General features: G+C 57.7%; 21 protein-coding genes. 13 read left to right on the forward strand and 8 right to left on the reverse strand.

Going from position 1 to position 21,074, the window contains the following annotated elements; genetic code table 11:
* The first annotated feature begins 939 nt into the window (after positions 1 to 939).
* Both Q666_RS54160 and Q666_RS54165 read left to right on the forward strand, forming a co-directional pair.
* Positions 940 to 2,136: a mandelate racemase/muconate lactonizing enzyme family protein gene (locus Q666_RS54160; protein WP_023003355.1), complete on the forward strand. Its 1,197-nt coding sequence runs from the start codon at positions 940 to 942 to the stop codon at positions 2,134 to 2,136.
* Between the two features lie 296 nt (positions 2,137 to 2,432).
* Positions 2,433 to 3,959, forward strand: coding sequence for a phospholipase D family protein (locus Q666_RS54165; RefSeq protein ID WP_023003354.1), 1,527 nt, complete (start codon positions 2,433 to 2,435; stop codon positions 3,957 to 3,959).
* Positions 3,960 to 4,052: 93 nt separating this feature from the next.
* Here the strand turns inward: Q666_RS54165 and Q666_RS54170 are convergent, their stop codons facing one another.
* Positions 4,053 to 4,739, reverse strand: coding sequence for a FadR/GntR family transcriptional regulator (locus tag Q666_RS54170; RefSeq protein ID WP_023003353.1), 687 nt, complete (start codon positions 4,737 to 4,739; stop codon positions 4,053 to 4,055).
* Between the two features lie 173 nt (positions 4,740 to 4,912).
* On the opposite strand from Q666_RS54170, the gene Q666_RS54175 reads away from it, so the two are divergent.
* The 6 genes from Q666_RS54175 to Q666_RS0133695 all read left to right on the forward strand — a co-directional run bounded on the left by Q666_RS54175 (position 4,913) and on the right by Q666_RS0133695 (position 10,542).
* Positions 4,913 to 5,707 (forward strand): ABC transporter substrate-binding protein, encoded by a 795-nt coding sequence (locus Q666_RS54175; RefSeq protein ID WP_023003352.1) that lies wholly within the window; start codon positions 4,913 to 4,915, stop codon positions 5,705 to 5,707.
* A gap of 72 nt (positions 5,708 to 5,779) precedes the next feature.
* Positions 5,780 to 6,451: an amino acid ABC transporter permease gene (locus Q666_RS54180; protein ID WP_023003351.1), complete on the forward strand. Its 672-nt coding sequence runs from the start codon at positions 5,780 to 5,782 to the stop codon at positions 6,449 to 6,451.
* Entirely contained in the window at positions 6,451 to 7,188 is a 738-nt protein-coding gene (locus tag Q666_RS54185) for an amino acid ABC transporter ATP-binding protein (RefSeq protein ID WP_023003350.1), read from the forward strand. The genes Q666_RS54180 and Q666_RS54185 overlap by 1 nt, the downstream gene beginning before the upstream one ends.
* A 27-nt stretch (positions 7,189 to 7,215) precedes the next feature.
* Positions 7,216 to 8,499, forward strand: coding sequence for a cysteine desulfurase-like protein (locus tag Q666_RS54190; RefSeq protein WP_023003349.1), 1,284 nt, complete (start codon positions 7,216 to 7,218; stop codon positions 8,497 to 8,499).
* Positions 8,496 to 9,923: a dihydropyrimidinase gene (hydA, locus tag Q666_RS54195; protein ID WP_023003348.1), complete on the forward strand. Its 1,428-nt coding sequence runs from the start codon at positions 8,496 to 8,498 to the stop codon at positions 9,921 to 9,923. Before Q666_RS54190 ends, hydA begins: the two co-directional genes overlap by 4 nt.
* Positions 9,924 to 9,945: 22 nt before the next feature.
* A complete protein-coding gene (locus Q666_RS0133695) occupies positions 9,946 to 10,542 on the forward strand; it encodes a hypothetical protein (RefSeq protein WP_023014581.1) in 597 nt (198 codons plus the stop codon).
* Positions 10,543 to 10,544: 2 nt separating this feature from the next.
* Here the strand turns inward: Q666_RS0133695 and Q666_RS54200 are convergent, their stop codons facing one another.
* Positions 10,545 to 11,222, reverse strand: a complete 678-nt coding sequence (locus Q666_RS54200; RefSeq protein WP_081713325.1) for an SDR family oxidoreductase — start codon at positions 11,220 to 11,222, stop codon at positions 10,545 to 10,547.
* A gap of 50 nt (positions 11,223 to 11,272) precedes the next feature.
* On the reverse strand, positions 11,273 to 11,449 hold the full coding sequence (locus Q666_RS66415; RefSeq protein ID WP_023003345.1) for a hypothetical protein: 177 nt from the start codon (positions 11,447 to 11,449) through the stop codon (positions 11,273 to 11,275).
* Between the two features lie 245 nt (positions 11,450 to 11,694).
* Here Q666_RS66415 and Q666_RS54205 point away from each other — a divergent pair, with 245 nt between their 5' ends.
* From Q666_RS54205 to Q666_RS54220, 4 genes are all read left to right on the forward strand, one after another.
* A complete protein-coding gene (locus Q666_RS54205) occupies positions 11,695 to 13,008 on the forward strand; it encodes an oligosaccharide flippase family protein (RefSeq protein ID WP_139314104.1) in 1,314 nt (437 codons plus the stop codon).
* Between the two features lie 17 nt (positions 13,009 to 13,025).
* Positions 13,026 to 13,862: a hypothetical protein gene (locus Q666_RS54210; protein WP_023003343.1), complete on the forward strand. Its 837-nt coding sequence runs from the start codon at positions 13,026 to 13,028 to the stop codon at positions 13,860 to 13,862.
* Positions 13,859 to 14,758, forward strand: coding sequence for a hypothetical protein (locus tag Q666_RS54215; RefSeq protein WP_023003342.1), 900 nt, complete (start codon positions 13,859 to 13,861; stop codon positions 14,756 to 14,758). The genes Q666_RS54210 and Q666_RS54215 overlap by 4 nt, the downstream gene beginning before the upstream one ends.
* Before the next feature lie 150 nt (positions 14,759 to 14,908).
* The gene (locus Q666_RS54220; RefSeq protein ID WP_023003341.1) at positions 14,909 to 15,142 is read left to right on the forward strand and encodes a hypothetical protein; all 234 of its coding nucleotides are present in this window, start codon (positions 14,909 to 14,911) and stop codon (positions 15,140 to 15,142) included.
* A 146-nt stretch (positions 15,143 to 15,288) separates the two neighbouring features.
* On the opposite strand, the gene Q666_RS54225 is transcribed toward Q666_RS54220, so the two are convergent.
* The 4 genes from Q666_RS54225 to Q666_RS54240 form a co-directional block, all read right to left on the reverse strand.
* Positions 15,289 to 15,819 carry an ABZJ_00895 family protein gene (locus tag Q666_RS54225; protein ID WP_152533406.1) on the reverse strand — a complete coding sequence of 177 codons (531 nt, stop codon included), beginning with the start codon at positions 15,817 to 15,819 and terminating at the stop codon, positions 15,289 to 15,291.
* A 196-nt stretch (positions 15,820 to 16,015) separates the two neighbouring features.
* Positions 16,016 to 16,567: a hypothetical protein gene (locus Q666_RS54230; RefSeq protein ID WP_023003339.1), complete on the reverse strand. Its 552-nt coding sequence runs from the start codon at positions 16,565 to 16,567 to the stop codon at positions 16,016 to 16,018.
* A gap of 82 nt (positions 16,568 to 16,649) precedes the next feature.
* Positions 16,650 to 17,864: a hypothetical protein gene (locus Q666_RS54235; protein WP_152533407.1), complete on the reverse strand. Its 1,215-nt coding sequence runs from the start codon at positions 17,862 to 17,864 to the stop codon at positions 16,650 to 16,652.
* A 197-nt stretch (positions 17,865 to 18,061) separates the two neighbouring features.
* Positions 18,062 to 18,808, reverse strand: coding sequence for a metallophosphoesterase (locus tag Q666_RS54240; RefSeq protein WP_023003337.1), 747 nt, complete (start codon positions 18,806 to 18,808; stop codon positions 18,062 to 18,064).
* A gap of 343 nt (positions 18,809 to 19,151) precedes the next feature.
* Between Q666_RS54240 and galE the strand changes: the two genes are divergently transcribed.
* Entirely contained in the window at positions 19,152 to 20,180 is a 1,029-nt protein-coding gene (galE, locus tag Q666_RS54245; protein WP_023003336.1) for a UDP-glucose 4-epimerase GalE, read from the forward strand.
* A gap of 76 nt (positions 20,181 to 20,256) precedes the next feature.
* On the opposite strand, the gene Q666_RS54250 is transcribed toward galE, so the two are convergent.
* Positions 20,257 to 21,066 carry a glycoside hydrolase family 16 protein gene (locus tag Q666_RS54250; protein ID WP_031270450.1) on the reverse strand — a complete coding sequence of 270 codons (810 nt, stop codon included), beginning with the start codon at positions 21,064 to 21,066 and terminating at the stop codon, positions 20,257 to 20,259.
* Between the last annotated feature and the right edge of the window lie 8 nt (positions 21,067 to 21,074).

Consider the following 21,074-nt stretch of genomic DNA (forward strand, 5'->3'; position numbering starts at 1 on the left):
GCAGGGAAATGAGCGCTTACCGTAGATCTACTTTCCGCGTTGAAGGAACACCATTTTCTAGCCAACCAATTTAGGAATGCTTGGCTTTCCAAAAAAACCTTCTTCTTATGCCTGCAAATCCATAGCCTCCTAAAACAGCTTCTACGACACAAAGAGCAGAACGATCCATCTCTGAGCTTCTCATATTTAGCTTTAAACGCGCTATTTCAGCGGCTTTTTTCAAGTCTGAGATACGTAGTACTTAAGGTGGAGCGAAACGCGTATACCATGTTCAAAATCGTAGGCGCTGAAGGACAAGTGCGTCAGTTTACGAGGCACTGTAGAGAATTGCGAAGTAGGCTCAAATTTAGATCTCGGGTGCCGCGCACATGGAAAGCAAGTATTCAACAGGCTGAAGTAATAATGAATGTAATCGAAGATTGGCGCGATCAAAACATTTTGGCAGATGTATATGATGAAGCTCGCAGATTAATGGCCAATAGGGTTAGGTCGGATTGGAAAATCGGAGAGCACAAAGTTCTCGCCGATGAGCTAGGCATCTCCAATACAAAAGCATCTAAATACTTGAATGAATTAATATCGCGCGGTGATTTGACCAACTAGGTGTAGTCGGTGATGTAGAACAAATATTTTTGAAACCACCAAATAGGAAGAGACATTCGCGCTTTGTCCGCGTTGCGGCCATAATTTCCATTGCAGCAAACGTCCGCTCCCCGCCGACAATAGACCTACGCTCGTCGGTAACTAACAGCAGCTTAGCAATTCAGGCCGAAACGCCACCTCCATAGAGACCGCCCCCGCCATCCAATTGGACTCTGAAAATTGTCAAATTGGATATGTTGGCCAGACCAATTCCTTTCTAGCGTTCACGCAACAGCCGACTGTTCTCCTGATGCTCCTGGATCCTTCAGGCAGCGCCCCCTTTTCAATGGACCGAACATGCAAGTGCTTGACCGCGTTGAACTCTACCTTGTGAAAACACCCCTGCCCGCGCCGCATGCGCCCTCGTGGATTCCCGGAACGATCCGGACCCATGTCTCCATGTGCATCGTCCGGTTCATCACCGATGACGGTGTTGAAGGATGGAGCGGGTTTCCGGCTGCGGGGCGTGAGCGCGCCGGGCTGGGTGACCTCTTGGCGGGTCTGTTTCTCGGCCAGGATGCAGGCGATATCGAAAGGCTTTCCGAGCGCATCCAGATCATGGCGGCGGGTGGCAATTTCAACTGGTGGCTTGAGCCTGCCTTCTGGGACATCAAGGCCAGGAGTGCGGGCCTGCCGCTCTACAAGCTGCTTGGCGGAACGGATGACCGCATCAGGCTTTATGCCTCATCCGGCGAGCTTCGGGACCCGGGCGCACGGCGCGAGGAAGCCGAAGCCCGGCTTGCCGAAGGGTTCGACACGATGAAAATTCGTGTCCATGACTTCGATGAGGCCGTTGATATCGACCATATTTCCGATATTGCCCGTCACATGCAGGGACGGATGAGGATCTCGGTCGACTGCAATCAGGCCTTCCGCCTGACGCAGAACGGCGATGCGCCGCTCTGGTCGCTGGACAGGGCCAGGCGCTTTGTCGATGCCGCCGCGGATGTCGGCCTTGCCTGGGTGGAAGAACCGCTGTTTGGCGAATGGCACGAGGAAATTGCCAGACTGACAACCTATTCGCGCGTTCCTGTCGCCGGTGGCGAACTTCATGTCATGGGCTACAGGGAACTCGCCCGGATGATGAAGATGGGCTGCTACAATATCTTCCAGCCCGATGCCATGTGGGCCGGCGGGATTACCCAGTGCCTCAAGGTTGCAGCGCTCTGCAGGCAAGAAGGCATCAGGTTCACGCCGCATTGCTGGTCGAACGGCTTCGGCTTCATCGCAAATGCGCATGTGTTTGCCGCCAGCGGCTTTGCCGGTGAGGAGCTGTTTGAATATCCGATCTCACCACCGGGCTGGACACCGGAAGGCCGCGACCAGATCTTCTCGCAGCCGTTCCTGCACGAAAACGGCTGGTTTGCCATGCCGCAGACACCTGGCCTCGGCTTCGAGATCAATCAGGAAACCCTTAAGAAATACGGGCAGTGTTTCTTCAAGGCCAGCCGCAACTCCACGCACTGGATGCCTGAAGTGCTATCCGCTCCTTAAAGGTCTCACCCACGTCTGGCGTGCGCCGTTCCCTCGATCTTCGCCCCAAAGGCAAAGGACAGGTTTCTGCCACCTCGGTGAGGGAAACCTCCTGCGTGGAAGCATCAATCCGAACCGCGCGGCAGGTGCCGGAGCGCGCCTGTCAATCTGCACAATGGACCGGCGTGCAGGCATGAAGTAACAATTCTGGGTAGAGTTTGCCGATAACCCCGGTCCTTGCCTCAGTCACCAACGTCGATCCTTGACGCCGGGCGGGAACGAGCCCTTGGCAACCTGTGTCTGTCATGCGGGGAACGATGCGAAGCTGGGCCTGCCTTCTCTGTCTTGCAACGCTGCTTCTGGCAGGCTGTTCGACGTTGAACACGGACTATCCACGCGTCGAGACGAGTGCCTTTACGGCCTATCGCAGCACCTCTCTGGGCCGCCTGTTCCGGGCCGCGGAAAAAAGCCATCCGGGCAGATCGGGTGTCTCGCTCGTCACGACAGGGCGCAACGCCTTTGCCATCCGCGTGGCCATGACGGAGCTCGCCGAGCACAGCCTTGATCTGCAATACTACATCTGGGATGCGGACCAGAGCGGGCGCATCCTCGCGCAGGCCCTTTTGCGCAGCGCGGATCGCGGTGTGCGCGTGCGTCTTCTCATCGACGATATCAACGTCAACGGACGCGATGAAATCCTCGCCAGTCTGGACGCCCATCCGAATATCGAGATCCGGTTGTTCAACCCCTTCGTGAGCCGGTCCTCGCGGGTCTTCAACCTGATCGGTGACTTCGACCGCCTGAACCACCGCATGCACAACAAGCTGATGATCGCCGACAATGCGGTTGCGCTTCTCGGCGGGCGCAATATCGGCGACCACTATTTCGACGTCTCCGAGGAATCCAACTATCGCGACCTGGACATTGCCGCAGTCGGCCCGGTGGTGCGGGATGCCTCGAGCGTCTTCGATTATTTCTGGAACAGGGATTGGTCGGTACCTGTTGCGGCCAGCGTCAACCGGACCTTTGGCGAAACCGACCTGGAAATGGCCCGGGTGAAACTGGAAGAGACCATCGACACCGAAGGATATCCCTATCCTTTCCGCCAGAGGGTTACTGCCGTCCGCCAGTCGATGTCCTCGCTCACAAGGCAGCTGGTCTGGGCACCGGCCTTTGTCGTCTGGGACGATCCGGCCGATTTCATCGCGGGAAAAAGCGGCGGCAAGATCCTCAAGGCACTTGTCGGCAAGGTGGACGGGCTCAAACGCGAACTCCTGATGGAAAACGCCTATTTCGTTCCGACACAGGCAGGCGCCGACAAGCTGAAGCAGCTTACGGCGCGCGGCGTGAAGGTCCGCGTTCTCACCAACTCGCTCAGTTCAAACGATGTGGTTGCGGTTCACGCCGGCTATTCGAAATACCGCGCGGAACTTCTGGAAGCCGGCATAGAGCTGCATGAGGTCAGGGCCGATTCCGCAAGGGTCCAGCAAACACTCTTTTCGACAGACTCCAAGGCCGGGCTGCACACCAAGGCCGCGGTCTTTGACGGAACCTCGATATTCGTCGGCAGTTTCAATCTGGATCCACGATCAGCCAACCTCAATACGGAGATCGGCCTTTACGTGGAAAGCCCCGAACTTGCCCGCAGGCTGACAATGTTCCTGAATGAAGGCGTTTCGCTGAAAAACAGCTACCGGCTCGAACTGGACGACAACGGCAGGATCCTCTGGAAGAGCGAAGAAGATGGCGAGATCGTCACCTTCACCTCGGACCCGGGATCGACACTGGGCCAGCGCTTCACCTCCGGCATCATCGCAACGCTTCCCGTCGAAGGTCAGTTGTAGGTGGGAGGACAGGGGTAGCAGGCCTCTCTCCGCCAACCGCCCAGCCCCCTCTCGCTTCGATACAAGCCGGAAACGGCACAGGCGCTTCGCACTTCAAGCGATCTCGAACCCGGCGCACAGCGCGGTGTTGGCGACATGGCTGCGCATTGCGGTTCGGGCGGCTTCCGCGTCGCCCTTGCGCAGTTCGGCAACGATGACCCGGTGCTCAGCCAGCGAGGCCCGCATGCGCAGCGGATCCGTGATCGGGATCGGCTGGCGCTGGGTCTCCGTCAGAAGTTTCCGGACCTGATCGTAAAGGCCCGCGATCATGCGGTTCCTGCACCGCCGGGCAATCAGGTCGTGAAACTCCAGATCGGCATCCACGTTGCTGAGAAAGTCGCGATTGGACCAGGCCTGTTCCATCAGGTCGGTCAGTTGCGAGAGCCGGTCGAGATCTTCCTCCGACAGTCGCCCCGCTGCATGAGCCGCAATCTCGCCTTCAAGAACAAGCCGGGTCTCGAACACTTCCTGCAGGGAATGTTCCTCGGCGAACTTCCAGTCCGACATGGTCTTGCCCGAACCGGTGCCGACGACAAACGTGCCCCTGCCCGCTTCCGTCTTGATCAGGCCGATGGTTTCAAGGGTCAGCAGGGCTTCGCGCAATGAGGCCCTGCTGACACCGAACTCTTCCGACATTTCCCGCTGCGAAGGGATCTTCTCCCCGCTCTTGAGCGCTCCGCTGAGGATCATCTCCTGAAGCTTGCGGGCGATGCTCTGCGGAACCGGCGTACGTGTAATCATTGTGTCTTTCATGGTTCGTACGGCGCGTGTGCCGTTCTGCCTTTCTTTTAGCCCGCCGAAACGCGATCAGCATCATTTTAACGCTTGCATCCCGTTTGATCGATCTGTTTACTGGTCTAACTGGTCAGACCAGTCATACCAGTTAGACCAAGAATAATCACCAGGGGAATAAAATGTCTCTTCACTCCTTCATCAAAACGGCTGCAACCGTAGGCTTGCTCACGTTTTCCTCCATGACCACCGCCATGGCCGCAGACCTGACAGTCGGCGCCAACATCGGCAACGTTCCGTGGGAATTCCAGGATGAGTCGGGCAAGACCGTCGGTTTTGAAATCGATCTTGCAACCGAGGTCGCAAACAGGCTCGGAAAATCGATCGAGTTTGAAAACATCCCGTTCAACGGGCTGTTTTCCGCGGTCCAGTCGGGTCGGATCGACATGGCGGTGTCCTCGATCACCATCACCAAGAAGCGTCTGGAATCGGTCACATTCGCCCAGCCTTACTATGACAGCGACCAGTCCCTCACCGTTACCGCCGACAGTGGCCTGAAATCGGTTGCCGACATGAAAGGCAAGGTCATCGGCGTCGACACGGGCTCTACCGGCGACATCTGGGCCACCGAAAATCAGGAGAAATACGGCTTTGGTGAAATCCGCCGCTACGAAGGCCTGGCCCCAGCCATGCTCGACCTGACGGCAGGCCGCATCGACGGCTACATAAGCGACATCCCGGCGCTGCTTTACTACACCAAGGACAAGCCGAACCTTGCGGTCGTCGAACGCATCACCACCGGCGAACAGTACTCCATGATGTTTGCCAAGGACGCGGAACTGGCAAGCCAGGTGAACGACGTCCTGTCCGAACTGAAGAAGGAAGGCGTCGTGGCTGACCTGCACGAGAAATGGTTCGGCTCTCGCGCCGAAGAAACCACCTCGACGGTTACCATCCTCGACATGCCCAAGCTGTAAGCAAAGCACGCGCGGGCCGCCTTCGGGAGGGCCCGCGCCTTCCCTGATTCCAGCCATTCTTCCGGACTTTTCATGGACCTCTTCGAAACGTTCTTCAACGTTCCGGTCTTCATCCGAACGTTTCCGCTCCTCATGAGCGGCCTTGTCGTAACCTTGCAAATCGGGGCAACCAGTATCGTTGCCGGCCTTGTTCTCGGGCTTTGCCTTTCCCTTGTGCGCATGTACGGCTCACCCTGGATACGTGTACCGGCCGCCATCTATATCGACATCTTCCGGTCAATCCCGCTGCTCGTACTCCTGATCGTCGTCTACTACGCCCTTCCATTCGTCGGCATCAGACTGTCACCATTCCTGTCCGCCACGCTCGCGCTGACGCTCGTGTCCGGTGCCTATACCGCAGAAATCTTTCGGGCGGGCATTCAGGCGATTCCCGTCGGACAATTTGAAGCCTCGCGCGCACTTGGTCTGTCCTACAAGGACATGATGGTCGACGTCGTGCTGCCGCAGGCCATCAAGATCGTTATCCCGCCACTGACGAACAACTGCATCAACGTGATGAAAGACACCGCATTGGCCTCCGTCGTTGCCATGCCGGACCTTCTCAAACAGGCGACCCAGGCCCAGGCCCTTGCCGCCAACCCCACGCCCCTGATCGGCGCTGCCATCATCTATCTCGCGTTCCTGTGGCCCCTGGTTGCCCTGGTCTCGCGCTTTGAAAACCGGCTCGGGCGGAGGAGTGCGTGATGCGAAACATCATCGAAATCGAGAACGTTACCAAGCACTACGGCGCCTTTGCCGCGCTCAGCGACATAGACCTGGCGATCGGCGAAGGCGAGGTCGTCTGTGTCATTGGCCCGTCCGGGTCCGGCAAATCCACGCTGATCCGGTGCATCAACCTTCTGGAGAGCTATTCCGACAAGGGCAGCATTCGGGTCGACGGCATTCCGGTGCAGCCCGGACCGACACTGGGCCAGGTCCGCGCCGAAGTCGGCATGGTGTTCCAGTCGTTCAATCTTTTCCCGCACATGAGTGTCCTGAAGAATGTGATGCTGGCCCCCATGCGTGTGCGCAGGACACCAGCTGCGGAGGCTGCCACGAAGGCCCGCGAACTCTTGGCCCGCGTTGGCATTGCCGAACAGGCAGACAAGTTTCCCGGCCAACTGTCCGGCGGTCAGCAGCAACGTGTTGCCATTGCCCGCGCACTGGCAATGGAACCCAAGGTTCTCCTGTTCGATGAACCGACCTCGGCGCTCGATCCGGAAATGGTGGGCGAAGTTCTCGACGTCATGCGCCAGCTTGCCGGAACCGGCGTGACCATGGTCGTGGTCACCCATGAAATGGGCTTTGCCCGCCAGGTGGCCGACAGGGTGATCTTCATGGATGGCGGCAGGATCGTGGAAACCGGAACGCCGGCGCAGATTTTCGACACCCCGAAAGAACAAAGAACCCGCAATTTTCTAAGCGCGGTCCTCAACCACTGAAATTTACTGCCTTTGCTGGAGCCAACCATGCCAAACAATGCACAACTGGACATCGCCTGGGTCCGGGATCAATTTCCGGGACTGAAATCGGACTGGGTCTTTTTCGACAATGCCGGCGGATCGCAGATCCTCAACCAGGCAGTCGAGCGGATCAAACAGTTCCTGCTCGAAAAAAACGTTCAGATCGGCGGTAGCTACGAAGTTTCGAAGGCCGCGGCGGCAGCTCTCCTGGAAGCGCGCAAGGCCGGCCAGCTTCTGGTCAACGCCTCCCGTCCCGAAGAGATCGTCTTCGGCCATTCCACCACCGTGCTGATGCAGAACCTTGTCGAATCCATGCGCCGCCAGTTGGCGCCGGGAGACGAGGTGATCGTGACCAACGCGGACCATGAATCCAATATCGGCCCCTGGCTGCGGCTCGAGGAATTCGGCATCAAGGTGACCTTCTGGCAGCTCGACAAGGACAGCCTGACCCTGCACCTGGATGATCTCGGCAAACTGATGAACGAACGCACCAGGCTCGTTGCGGTCCACCACGTCTCCAACATCCTGGGTGAAGTCAATCCCGTCCGCGAAATCGCCGATTATGTGCATCACAGAGGTGCCAGACTGTGCGTCGACGCGGTCGCCTATGCGCCGCACCGGGCGATCGACGTGCAGGAACTGAACGTCGATTACTACATCTTCAGCCTGTACAAGACCTTCGGCCCGCACATCGCGATGATGTACGGCAAATACGACCACCTTCTGGAGCTGGACACGCTCTACCACTATTTTTACGGCAAGGACAAAGTCCCGGGAAAACTGGAAGCAGGCAATCCGAATTATGAACTTGCCTATTCGCTGACAGCCATCACTGCCTATCTGCAGGAACTCGGGAAACGATGCGGAGCCCCTGCCTCGTCCGAGCCGCGCGCCCTGATCGAGACCGCCTTTTCTGCCATCGCGGCGCAAGAGATTGCCTTGACCCAGCGCTTTCTCGACTGGGCGAAGCAACACCCGGACATCACGATTGTCGGGCGTGACACGGTTGGAAACGGCAACAGGATCGCAACCATCAGCTTCACGGCAAAAGGCTGGGCGCCGGAGGCACTGTGCCGGAAGATCGACGAATACCATGTTGCAATCCGCCATGGTGATTTCCATTCCCGGCGCCTGATCGAAGACCTCGGGCTGGCCGAAGCCGGAGGCGTCGTGCGCCTGTCCATGGTCCATTACAACACGCTTGAAGAAGTCGATCGCCTGACCAACGCCCTGGATAAAACCCTCGGTCAAGAAGCGTCCGGAACAGCACCTGTGAAAGCATCGGCATGACGGCACCCTCCTTCAACACAGTGGTGCGCGGTGGCACCATCGTCACCGCTGCCGATGTCTATCAGGCAGACATCGGCATTACGGATGGCAAGATCGTGGCAATCGGGCGTGATCTGCAGGAAGCAGACACGACCATCGACGCGACCGGCTTGCTCGTGATGCCGGGCGGCATCGACAGTCACGTCCATATCGCGCAGCCGTCAGGCGAAGGCATTGTCATGGCGGACGATTTCGAAAGCGGAACGAGGTCGGCGCTTCTTGGCGGGAACACGACGGTAATGCCTTTCTGCCTTCAGCAGAAAGGCGACACCCTGCGCGAGGCGTTGAAGGGATATCATGCCCTTGCAGAGGGCAACTGTTTCACCGACATCAGTTTTCACATGATCGTCTCCGACCCGACGCCGCATGTGCTTGGCCAGGAAATGCCGGCACTTGCGGAAGAAGGCTATACGTCGATCAAGGTGTTCATGACCTACGAAGGCCTGCGCCTGCGTGACGACGAAATCCTGGCCACGCTGGACGCGGCCAAACGCTCCAGACAGGTCGTGCTGGTTCATTGCGAAAACGAAGATGCCATCCGCTATCTGATCGGACGGCGCGAAGCAGATGGCGACACCGCCCCGTACCACCACGCCACGTCTCGCCCGATCGCGGCAGAGCGAGAGGCAACACACCGGGCCCTGTCGCTGGCCGAAATCGTCGATACCCCGATCGTCATCGTCCATGTTTCGAACCGCGAAGCGATGGAGGAAATCTCGCGCGCAAGGCTGAGAGGCCAGAAGATTGCCGGTGAAACCTGCCCGCAATACCTCGTTCTGACGGCAGACGATCTGGATCTTGAGGATTTCGAAGGTGCGAAGTTCGTCTGTTCGCCTCCTCCCAGAGACAAGGAAAGCCAAGACGCCTGCTGGTCCGGTCTGGAAAACGGCGTGTTCGACCTTTACTCTTCCGACCACTGCCCGTTCCGGTTTGACGACCCCGGCGGCAAGAAGACCGAGAAGGGAATGCAGTCCTTCAGATGGATCCCGAACGGCATTCCGGGCGTTGCGACCAGACTGCCGATATTGTTCTCCGAAGGCGTCAAGACCGGCCGGATCGACCTCAACCGCTTCGTTGCGCTGACGTCCACCAATCACGCCAAGCTGTATGGTCTCTATCCGCAGAAAGGCACCATCGCGGTCGGTTCGGATGCCGATCTGACCCTGTGGGATCCGGAACTCAGGAAAACCATCACCAACGAAGACCTCGGCCATGGCGCCGACTACACGCCTTACGAAGGCATGGAGGTGACCGGATGGCCCGTGAAGGTTCTTCTGCGCGGCGACCTGGTGATGGAAAAAGGCGTGCCCGTTCTTGGCAAGGGCCGGGGCAGATATCTTCCCCGTAAACGAAGCAATCTGATCAACGGCGAAACCAGCCTGTAAGTCCTGACCGGCATCATCCGGCGTGTCGCTGTTGACGGCTGATGATGCCGGGCCAAAACCCGGAAAAAGAAACGCAGACCATTTCAACCGGGAAGGGATCTGGATTGACACCGACGGTCAGGTCGGCGAGGATTTTCAGATGATCCGAATGTCTGCTTTGGCCTCCCGGCTAAAAAGGCGGCTACTGCCTGTCGACAGGCCGCCTGATCAGTTAGTGGGTGATCCGGACGCCCCGTATATTTTCCGCTGGCGCTTGTGGCCGAAGAACCCGCTCATCAACGCGTATTTACACAATGTCGTACGGGCTGACGACGAGGCAGCCCTGCACGACCACCCCTGGCCGAGCGTGTCGATCATGCTGGCCGGCACGATCGATGAGACTTTCGCTGCCCGAAAAGGCGAGAAGGTGCGCAAACTGCGTGCCGGAGATGTCGTACTCCGTAAATCCCGCTTCGCGCACCGTCTGTCTCCCGTCCTCACCGAACCGGCCTGGACCCTCTTCATCACGGGGCCCCGCGTCAGGGAATGGGGCTTTCATTGTGCCCAGGGCTGGCGTGACTGGAAGACATTCGTCGAGGCCAGAAAAGGTGGCAAATACAACGGCTGCGACGATCCATAGGATTATTCGGAAGGCGTCTCGTCCAGAATGACATCGCTTCCGGCGCAACCGGTTGCCCGCTGCACGATCAGCTCATGAATGCATTGGGCAACATGTGCGGGCGGAAGCCCGGTGCCCCCGGGCTGAAGCTGCAACTGGCCCGGTATGACAGTGTGCAGGGCAATACCCAGCCCCTCCACCTCTGGCCGCAGGGCCTGGCCGAACGCGATCATTCCCGCCTTGGCTGCGCTGTAGACAACGGCTTCAGTAACGGGCCGAACACCGGCGGTAGACGCGATCTGCACGACGACGGCGTTGTTTGAAAGCTTCAACGCCGGAATGGCGGCGTGGGTCAGAAGGATGGCAGCCTGAAGACCGGTTTCCAGAACGCGCAGGAGCAGATCCGGTGAAGACGGTGCGAAGGGCTGGAACCCATATGCAGCCGCACCATGGATCAGGACGTCGAGCCCGTCCATTGCAGTTGCCGCCTGCTGGACAACAGTTTCGGGTGTGGTTTTTGAAGAGAGATTTGCTTCAATGATATGGGCGGTTCCGCCCCTGGCGTGTATCTCATCCGACAATTGCCGAAGAGACTCCGCACTGCGCCCAACCAGGGCAAACTCGAATTCCGGGCTGGCAAGGCGTTCGATCAACGCTCGCCCAACCCGACCACTTGCGCCTGTCAGCAAAATCCGTGACATGCGTTTATCGGTACTGATTCAACCGGGAAGCCAAAACGGCAGACCCGGTATCAGCGACCTGTGGTTTTATCCTCGTCGCAGCCAAATCCGACCACACGACCTGCTTCTTGCCCCGTCAACTGGCGTGGCGTGGAGCCGGCAAGTGCAACGGTTTCCGACGGATCAACAAACTCGATGTCGGCTTCAACTTCGGTATTGCGCTCGATATTTGCTTTCGCTTCAGACATATCTAGTGCTCCTTGTTTGCAATTTGCAGTTTCAATCCTGCACTCATACCTACTAGATTGTCCAGAGCGAACTCGCGATGTGGTGAATTTTCTAAAAGCGACTTCAGCTGCCAGACGGCGATAGACTGATAAATTGCAACCGGAAACGATCAACAGGAAGACTGCGTGTCGAAGGCAACTGACGGGCTCGAATTTCAACGGAAGCGGCACGTTTTCGCGTGTATGCCGATATCGCGGGTCTCTGCATGACATCGAGACCAGTACAATTGGCCGTGATCAGCATAGCCGGCTACGGGTTGGCTCTCCTGACGAACCTGCTTCTGTCCAACATGCTCGGGACAGAGCTCTTCGGAGACTATCAGGTTGCATTCGCCCTCTTGTCGCTGCTGGCCTCCCTGTCACTGTCCGGAACGGATATGGTGGCTTCGCGCTACCTGCCCACCATGCGCAAAACGGTGAACCTCGAGGGTATTCGGGCTTACTGTGCCTGGAACCGCAGCCGGATACGCTTCGGCTTTTCAATCATCCTGGCAGTCTATGCAGTGTTTCTGGCAATCGCACTTGCCACACATCTGGCCGATTACAAGCGCTTCGAAGAGTACCATCTGGCTTTTCACAGTATCTGGATTGCCCCGATTGCCGCACTTTCGCTTCTGACCGACCGATATCTCGTCGCCAGCGGGTACCCGCGAACGGGAAGCATCCTGGGCTCGCTGGCCCTTCATCTTGTGCTGCTTTTCTGTGTCGCCGCGGCAGTGTACGGGCTGCGGCTGTCCGTCTCGAGCAGCAGCGTCATGATCGGTATCCTCGTGGTATCGTTCGTGTTCCTGGGGCTCCTGCATGCCGTCATCTTTCGGACCGTTGAGCCCGAGATATACGGTGCATGGTGGACACCGGCGCGGGGCGCATCCGCCGAACACCACAGGGCCTGGTCACGGACCAGCAATCGAATGCTGATCATGCGGGTCAATTCACTGATGTTGTGGCACCTTGACCTCTTCATCGTCGAAATCGCCTCGCCGAACGAAGCCGCCACAAGTTTATATGCGGCAGTCCTGCTGGTGGTTCGCATCATGCAGCTTATCCCGACCACCATATCCTTCATGATCCGCCCGTTGTGCGGTGCTGCCGCCGACGACCGGTCGCAATGTCCCAAATTGCAAAAGGCAATCAACGAGTCGAATGCCGTCGTCCTGGGGATCTGCTCACTGCTCCTGGCCGGGATGCTAATCGGCGGACATTTCATTCTGAATGCCTTTGGCCCTGGGTTCTCCGAAGCAACGACTGCACTCGCGATGGTTGCTGTCGGAGCCTTCATTGAAGCCTTGACGCGCCAGTCCCTCGTGATCCTGCAGACCATGGGTCACGAACAGGTCGCGACCCGCATCTCGACAGTCAGTCTCGTTATCGTGCTCGGGGGCGGGTTCATCGCCACCTACCTCTTTTCATACAACGGCATGGCCGCCGTGACCGGTTTGGTCTTGGCGGGCAAGGGTTTGATATCCTATGCTTTTGCTCGAAGGCGGCTTCCGGAGATCCGTCCTCTGAGCGTCATTTGAAACAACGCGGAGGTGTGATGATGAAGACAGACAATCCATATCAACACTTGATCGAGGCCCTTACCCCACCTTCTGGCGAAATAGATTCATTTATCGAATTGGGCAGCATCCTGCGGTCACTCGATCCGCAACGCATAAACGGCCTGTTGCTGGATCTGCTGCACGTTGTGCGCGAACGCGGCAGCTTGCCGGCACAGCGGGAAGGCAACGTCTACCTGTGCCGGACCGATCAGTTCAGCCTGATGCTGCGCTTCAGTGGACAAGGTGGCCGGCAACCGGTCTACACCGCCAACGAGTTTGACGCCTTCGTGTTGAACCTGTCACCAAATGACGTGCACATACCGCGGCTGGAGTGCGGGCTGGATCGCAACAACCTTCATCAACGCCCGCCCAGCCTCAAGCGCCAGGACAGCGACCTCGTGCTGAAGGCACATGACGTCTATGACGCCCCGGCGTTCGGCGACATCATCGACATTGCCGCCGCCACGCCGATCGCGCCGTTGTTGATCGTGCATTCCCCGCCACGGGCCCACAGCACCTGGACCTTCGACCGCGAGACACTGGAGCCACTGCAGCAGGTCAGCACCGATCTGCATGCCTCGCGCATGCAGATGGTTCTCCAACTGCTTCAGGCCATGCAACAGATCGATGGACTTGAAGAACCGCTGGCCAAAATGGTGCATTCGAACATGGCAGGTTTTGCACGCTGGGATGCCTTGAAGCTGCTTCATCGCTGTGCGCCACAGCAGGCTCTCACCGCTTTGCACCAAATGGCGCACAGTGACCGCGATGCGTCGCTTCGCGAAGCGGCGCGAGCAACCCTTGCAAGAACGATGGATGGGGATGCGGCATGACCGAGACATATTTTCCCGAAGGGAACGAGACCCTGACGCTTGATCAGTTCGTTGAAAGGCTGGAGGCATCCGGCATCGTTCCGGATCTTCGCGCCTCCCGCTACACTCCGGAAGCAATGTCGCGCGTTGCCGAATGGATGGCTGCATTGGCACGCGATCCAGATGTGCTGCGCGGTCTGCTTGTCGATGGTCTGGCGGATTTTCTGAACTACCAGGTCGACAACGATTTCAAACCGTCAACCTTGATGCTGCACAAGGGCGACGGGTATTCCCTACGTGCCGTCCTGTGGATGCCGCCAAGCCCTCAACATCCCCCCGAAATCTTTTCCTATTACGAAACCCATGATCACAGCTTCGATTTCTTCACGGTCGGCGCTTTCGGTCCCGGGTACCGCACCCAGTTGTACGACTACGAATACGAGAACGTGCGCGGCGTCCCGGGAGAACTTGTTCCCTTGAGGTTTCAGGAGGAAACCGGGCTGCCGCCAGGCAAGGTGATGTACTATTACGGCAGCCGCGATATTCACACGCAGCTCCCGGCGCCCTCGATCTCCGCGTCGATCAACCTGCTCCTGCCCAAGACCTATCCGGCACACCGCCGGCAATACGAGATGACCCTGGAAGAAACGCCGGAAGGTGTCTTCGGCAAACTCATTGCCGGGAATGTCGATCGACAGGCGCAGGAGCGCGCGTTGTTCGAAACAGCAGCGGCTATGGGCGATACCGATCTTCATGAGGCCTTGCGCGACATTGCAAGACATCATGATACGCCGCAGGTGCGGGCACTGGCCTGGCAATCCCTGTTGCCCAACAGCAAACATCTCGCCGAGGATGTCAGCCTGGTCCGCGACGATGGAGACCCCCATGTTCGCGCCGCCCTCTCGCAGTGGGTGTAGAGCGCTGAGATTTCCTAGCCTGGCAAAGTGGTGCCTGCGGCGCCTTGCCAGCGATCATCCGAAGGCGTGAAGATTGGGAAGGATCAACTCCCTTTGGATCAGGTCGGAAAGTGTGGTAATCGCCAGCTAAACAACATCGGGAATGCACCATTGAGCGAACTGACCGTAGCGGAAGCAACGAACCGCGTTTATGAATCCCTGCAGGCTGACAACGAAGATATCGACCTGCATATCGCTGCTCTCAAGGAAGCGTTGAAACGCGAGGGCCAGAAGGAAGCCGTTTTTGATCCGGCAAAGCTCGTCCAGAACAACCGCTCCGGACGCAAGCTCATGCAAGCCTACTTTCGCCAGCGTGGTGTGAAGGTCACCTTCGCGGCTTCCTGACACGAAGCTGCCATTGGCCTTCCTGCCTCACTGAACCCTGTATCGATGCTCCGGACGTCCGACCGGGTAATCTCCACTGGAGCCGCCGCCTTGGTTTTCACCTGAAGGCGGCGGCACTGTGCAAAGTCCCCAGACAGGTTTCCACCTCACTCGAAAACAGTACTGCTCTGTTCCTGCTTTCTCAGGTGGGCTTTTTCTGCATGTCGAGCGCCGCTCGTAAACATGTACCGTTTCGCAACCAGGGAAATCGCGAACACAAAGATCAACAGCGGCACCACAATGACCATGAGGGAGCCGAGCCCGTTCGCAAGTTCGCCTTGCGAAAGAAGAAACCATACGAACACCCCGGCAATAGCTACCGAAATGGCCAGTTCAACAAGCGTCATCTGAAAAGCGGCCCGCCAGGCGAAACCGCTGTCGGGGATGATTTCGTACTTTTTGTAAAAGTGTCGCCCTGCGTCGCTTGAAGCGCCCAATACGGCACCAATCTGGTTCACCGAACCGCTCACGCTGAAGCCTGTTAGAGTTTCCAGAATGACACTGAAGATAGCCAGGGCGATCAACAGGCCTGTGAACACCAACGCAAATCTCACCAATCCAACACTTTTCTGCACAATAGCCCCCAAGACTTGAAAACACTTTGTTGATAGCGCCGGGACAGGCAAGGCATGCCCCATGCGGCCCCGCCCCGGCATTCCATAGTGGAGAATTCCGGCGACGGCCGTCCGGCTTATAGAAGCTAAATCTTAAGTTGCAATTTCCAGAAACTCTTGCATTGACGACAAATGCGTATCCGGTGCTGCATCTTGGGGAGTGTCTCCAACAGGGCACAAGTACCTGCCTGAAGTCTTGACCACGTCATCAACCTGACACTTAACTTGGAAAGACGCAGTTTCTTGCTTCTTCGGCTATCGCGTGACGAACCTTTTGCTCAATCTGCTTGCGCTCCGGACCCTTGATACCTTGCTCGTCCAGAAACATTGAAAGGATGCCAGTGGCCCTGTTTGCCAGGAAGTCAGCTCTTTCCTGGCTGCCATCAATCGTTGTATCGAAAACAGAAAGCGCTGCATCCATTGCTGCAGCTTCACGGTCCACGGGCCTGGACACAGTCGTTGTCGGGGTGACATCTGCCGTTGTTGTAGAACCGTTTCCAAGTTCGCCAAAGCGCCTTGCTATCTCTGCATCGAATGCCGCCCAGGTTGCATCCCGTTCGGCCGGTGTCATTCGATTTTCCGCTTCAGCCCGCGCAAGCAGGTCAACCATGTCCCGCCGCACCTGAACCAGCCCGAATGTTGGCCGAACTGCTTCATCGAAATCCGCAAGGCCCTTTTCCAGCCAAGCCGCTGCATCGAACGGATCACCGGTTTCGGGATCCCTGGCTTTGGCGGAATGCATTTTTTTCCAGAAGCCCAGCAGCCCAGTCATCAAGCAGCCCCATCCATCAACGCCTCAGGAGGTTCAAGTCCGATCTTTTGGTCCCGGATATTCCTGACTTTTCGAAGATATTTCAAAGTCCGGGGAACCTCTCCCAAACATCGAGCAGACCCATGCGTTTTCCTTCGTCGACAAGAGTGCCTGCAGCGGCGAGCTGGCCGTCAGGCATCCGCAGAAGATCATGATAGACGAGGTTGGCGCCCCCAAAGTGGGCAATAGGTTCGAGCTTGTGATTCAGGAATATGACGTAACCCGCGTCGACCCCGTCGCTTGTGTCGCGAAAGGCCACGGAGACCGCGATCGTGCATTTTACCGGATCGAGAGAGTTCGTCCGTTCCTTGCAACTTCCCTCCATGTCCATCAGGTAGCTCGAGCCGCCTTTGGCGCTCACGAACGCCCGGCTGGTAGTTGGACTGGTTACAACAGCATCGTTTCCAGCTTCCTTGGCACGCCGGACATGCACACCGTAAAAGTTCTTCAGTGGCCAGAGACCGTACACGTTGCTGACGGCATCTATCAGACGGGCACGACTGACCGGCCCGCTATCTCCCTCTCGCCTCCAACGCCCGTTCGGGTCTTCCAACTTGGGCGAAAAGATGCTTGCTTGACCGCGCTTGAGAATGTCCTCTCCCTCGACCATTGAGAAATGGGTGGCAGTGTGATCGCCCAGAACAGCGAAGAAGACCTCCCTTCCGCTGACTTGACCGATGGAGACGCTGTCCAGACGTGCGCCTAGTGTTGTTTGCAGCGTGGAAACCCGGCCGTTCTTGACCACGTGCAAGAGCACACCACCGTCATTGGGGGCCTTGGCAACAGTGACCGAAAAACCGCCGGCACTGTCTCCGGCAACTGGCTCCGGACTTGCCTTGGTTCTTTCGCTCGTCAGTAGTTTGCGCTTTTTGTCCAGGTCGAAAAAGTCAATCGGTCCGAATGCTCCGGTAAAGACAGAGTTTCCTTGTTCTGCAGGCCCGGTAATGCCGCGATACTCCCTGTCCTGAGGACGGCCGACTTCTACGATGTTCGTGGTGCGGTTGGTGCTGGGATTAACGATCGTGACGTAGCGGCTGGTGTCACTGTTGCCCAGCATCGATAAGGAGCTAGAGCCTACTGAATTGAGGCCATAGAGCGTATGAATACCCTGGCGAAGATCACCATTTATCCGTTTCGAAGGCAGGAGCCTTTGCGACTTCGCCCATTCGAGAGCAGTGGAAGGTGCTTTTTGCGCAAAGGCATTGGAACCAAACAAAATAAATGCGGCCGCAAAGGCGCCGGATATTCCAATCTTCATGTACTCTCCCACACTTGGTGCAGGCAGAGTCAAGATTGAACCTGACGCTTCGTCAAGTAGCTTTTCCTCAGGAATGGGAGTGGGACGGCAGGAACCTGCTTGCAGTGTCGTTCACTGCTAATCACCAGGCTTACAACATAGATTTTGGGTGTGATGCCAAACGTGTATTCCTGGTGGCAGCGGTTCAAGCAGGTCAACTAGCAGGGCACGGACACGAACGTCCGGCGACCGTTTCCGTCAACGACCAGGGCGGTCAAGGCACCGCCATGAACTGCTCCCGTATCAATACCTGTAGCAAACGGAAAAATAGCCGGCCCTTGCATGAAGGGATTGTGGCCAAAAATGACGTGGCCGAAACGGCCATCATAACTGTCTGCCCAGAATGGATCACCAGCCGTTTCATGCCCTTTAACCAGGAAAGCACCGGTGTCGGCGCTGACAAACCGCGTGCGCAGTATCTTGCGAAAGCTGCGACGGTCCTTGCCTTTCAGCTCAAGCGCTTCGTCCAGACTGGTTGGAAACGCAAGCATGTCTCCGGGAATACCGCCATGAACGGCAAGAATGTCATGCGCGTCCAACCGAAAAAACGGTACAGCGCTTTCAAGAAAGGCGACATCTTCCGGGGCGAGCTGAGCATTCAGGGACGCCAGTTCGCCGTTTCCAGCTTCCTGCTCCGCCGCAACCGTGGGGCGGACAGCCAGATTGACACGATAGCGCGCATGCAGATCTTCATGATTGCCCTCGATGAGAACGGTTTCGAAGGCTGCCTCATCCTTCATTTGGCGGACCATGCGCACAACGCCGGCGGCATCGGGGCCCTTGTCCACCAGATCACCCAGAAAGACGACCCTGTCGCCGGCATCGGGAGCAAGCTTTTCAATAAGCGCAGCCAGAGCTTCACTCATTCCATGAATATCGCCAATGAAGATGTGCCTGTTTACCATGGTCTGACAGGTATAAAACGGCGCGTTTCATTTCAATACCTTGGCTGTACCCCGCTCCTGCCGGACCACCGCGTGGTACACAGCCGGCAGCTCCAGGTGCCTCGATTGTCCGATCATACGGTCGGACGCACGCCTGGAACGCCATCTGTCCGAGCACGTTCAGATCAATTGGACGGAAACACTTCAAAACGCCACGAAAATATGTTCATTTTGCCTCGATCTTGAAGCCTTATTTCAGCCCAACAAATACTGATGAATGCATGACATCGAACAACAATAATCGTTTGATATTCTGGGCTGAATTTCCTTTCCGTTTTCTCCGTCGAAGCCAAAAGAGGTTTGGATGACTGTACTCATTACCGGCGGTGCCGGTTATATCGGCTCGCATTGCTGCGTGGCTTTTCTTCAGGCCGGGCACGACATCGTTGTGGTGGACAACATGTCCAACGCGAGCCAGGTCAGTCTCGAGCGGGTAGCGGCCATCACCGGCGCGAAGGTATCTCTGGAAACAGCCGATATCCGGGATCAGTCGCGGATGGAGGAAATCCTCAAGCAGTACCGCTGTACGGCGGTGGTGCATTTTGCCGGCCTGAAAGCGGTTGGTGAATCCACCAAGATCCCCCTCGCCTATTACGACAACAACGTCGTGGGAACTCATCGCTTGCTGTCGGCGATGGCCAATTGCGGCGTGAAGCAAATGATCTTCTCGTCCTCGGCGACCGTTTACGGCGACCCGCAATTCCTGCCCCTGACCGAAGATCACCCGACGAGCGCCGTCAATCCCTACGGCCGCACCAAGCTGATGATCGAGGAAATGCTTCGCGATGTCGCCGCCAGCGACCCCTCCTGGCGCTTCGGCATCCTGCGCTATTTCAACCCGGTCGGCGCGCATGAAAGCGGGCTGGTGGGCGAAGATCCGCAAGGCATCCCGAACAATCTCATGCCGTTCATCACCCAGGTCGCGGACGGCCGCCGGGAGGAGCTTTCGGTCTTCGGCAACGACTACGACACGCCGGACGGAACCGGCATCCGCGACTACATCCATGTCATCGATCTGGTCGAAGGCCATCTGAGGGCACATGAAGTGCTCGGATCAGGCTCCGCCCCGTCCAATTGTTTTGCGGTCAACCTTGGCACCGGCAACGGCTACAGCGTGCTGGAGATGGTCAAGGCATTCGAGCGGGCCTCCAACAGACAGATCCGCTACTCAATCGCTCCTCGCCGGGAAGGCGATGTGGCACAGTGTTTCGCAAACACGGAATTTGCGGAAAAACTGCTCAACTGGAAGGCCGAGCGCGGCCTTGAGGACATGTGCCGCGACACCTGGAACTGGGTCTGCAAGAACCCGCGCGGCTACGAAACCGTCGCCTGACCAGGTCTGACGCCTGACATGTTTGAGCCGGCAAGCGGTCTTGCCGGCTCAATTCATTGGCAGATGCCACTCGTTTCTAGGCTGAAGTGTTCTGAAACACTCTCACGGTGCGGATACTGGTTGCAGCTCCGGCAACGTCACCATCGTTCTTGCCGGCAAAGGGCGCGACCGCATTGCTGAGAAGCAGCAGCGCTGGCGTGTGAGCAAAATCGTTGGGTGCGTCAAAGACCTCCATGTCATCGACGTAGAAACGAAATCCCTGCCGGGTCCAGAGCATCGCATAGCGGTGAAAGGTGTCGTCCAGCCGAATATGCGCCCGGTAACTTGCGGCAAGCACCTTCTTTTCCGGGCGCCACCGGCGGGCTGAGACCTGAACGATGTTCGGATATTTGACTTCGGCCACATCCAGTTCGAAATGTGTGTCGCCCTCCGTCTCGCGATCGGATATCAGCCAGAAGGCATTGTTGACACCGGCCTCGCGCGCGATGCGCATCTCACACTCGAAATAGCCGTAAGTCTGGCGGAAGGTCCGGGTCCGAACGTAGCCTCCCGTGAAAGGCCGTTTCGGATCGGCCTGATGGCCGAGTTTGAGGTCGAGTTCGCCTTCCCGCATCACCACGTTTTTCGGGTAGCGCATGGTCGGATGACCGTCCCCTCCGATGCGCATGCGGTCCCAGGTTTGCTGAAACCGGTTAAGGTCGTCGAAATCATCCTGGAAGGTCAACTGCCAGTCGCCGTCCATCCGCTGCAGAGGGGCAGGCAGGTCGTTCGAGGTCAGAGCCAGCAAGCTGCGGGGCGACGCAAGAAGCGCCGCACCCGCCATGCCACCGGCTGCCGCGCCGGTCAGAAACCGGCGACGGCTCAGCACAGGTCCGGGTCGTGTCATGATCCCGC

The organism is Labrenzia sp. C1B70, assembly GCF_000475395.1.
Lineage (GTDB): Bacteria > Pseudomonadota > Alphaproteobacteria > Rhizobiales > Stappiaceae > Roseibium > Roseibium algicola.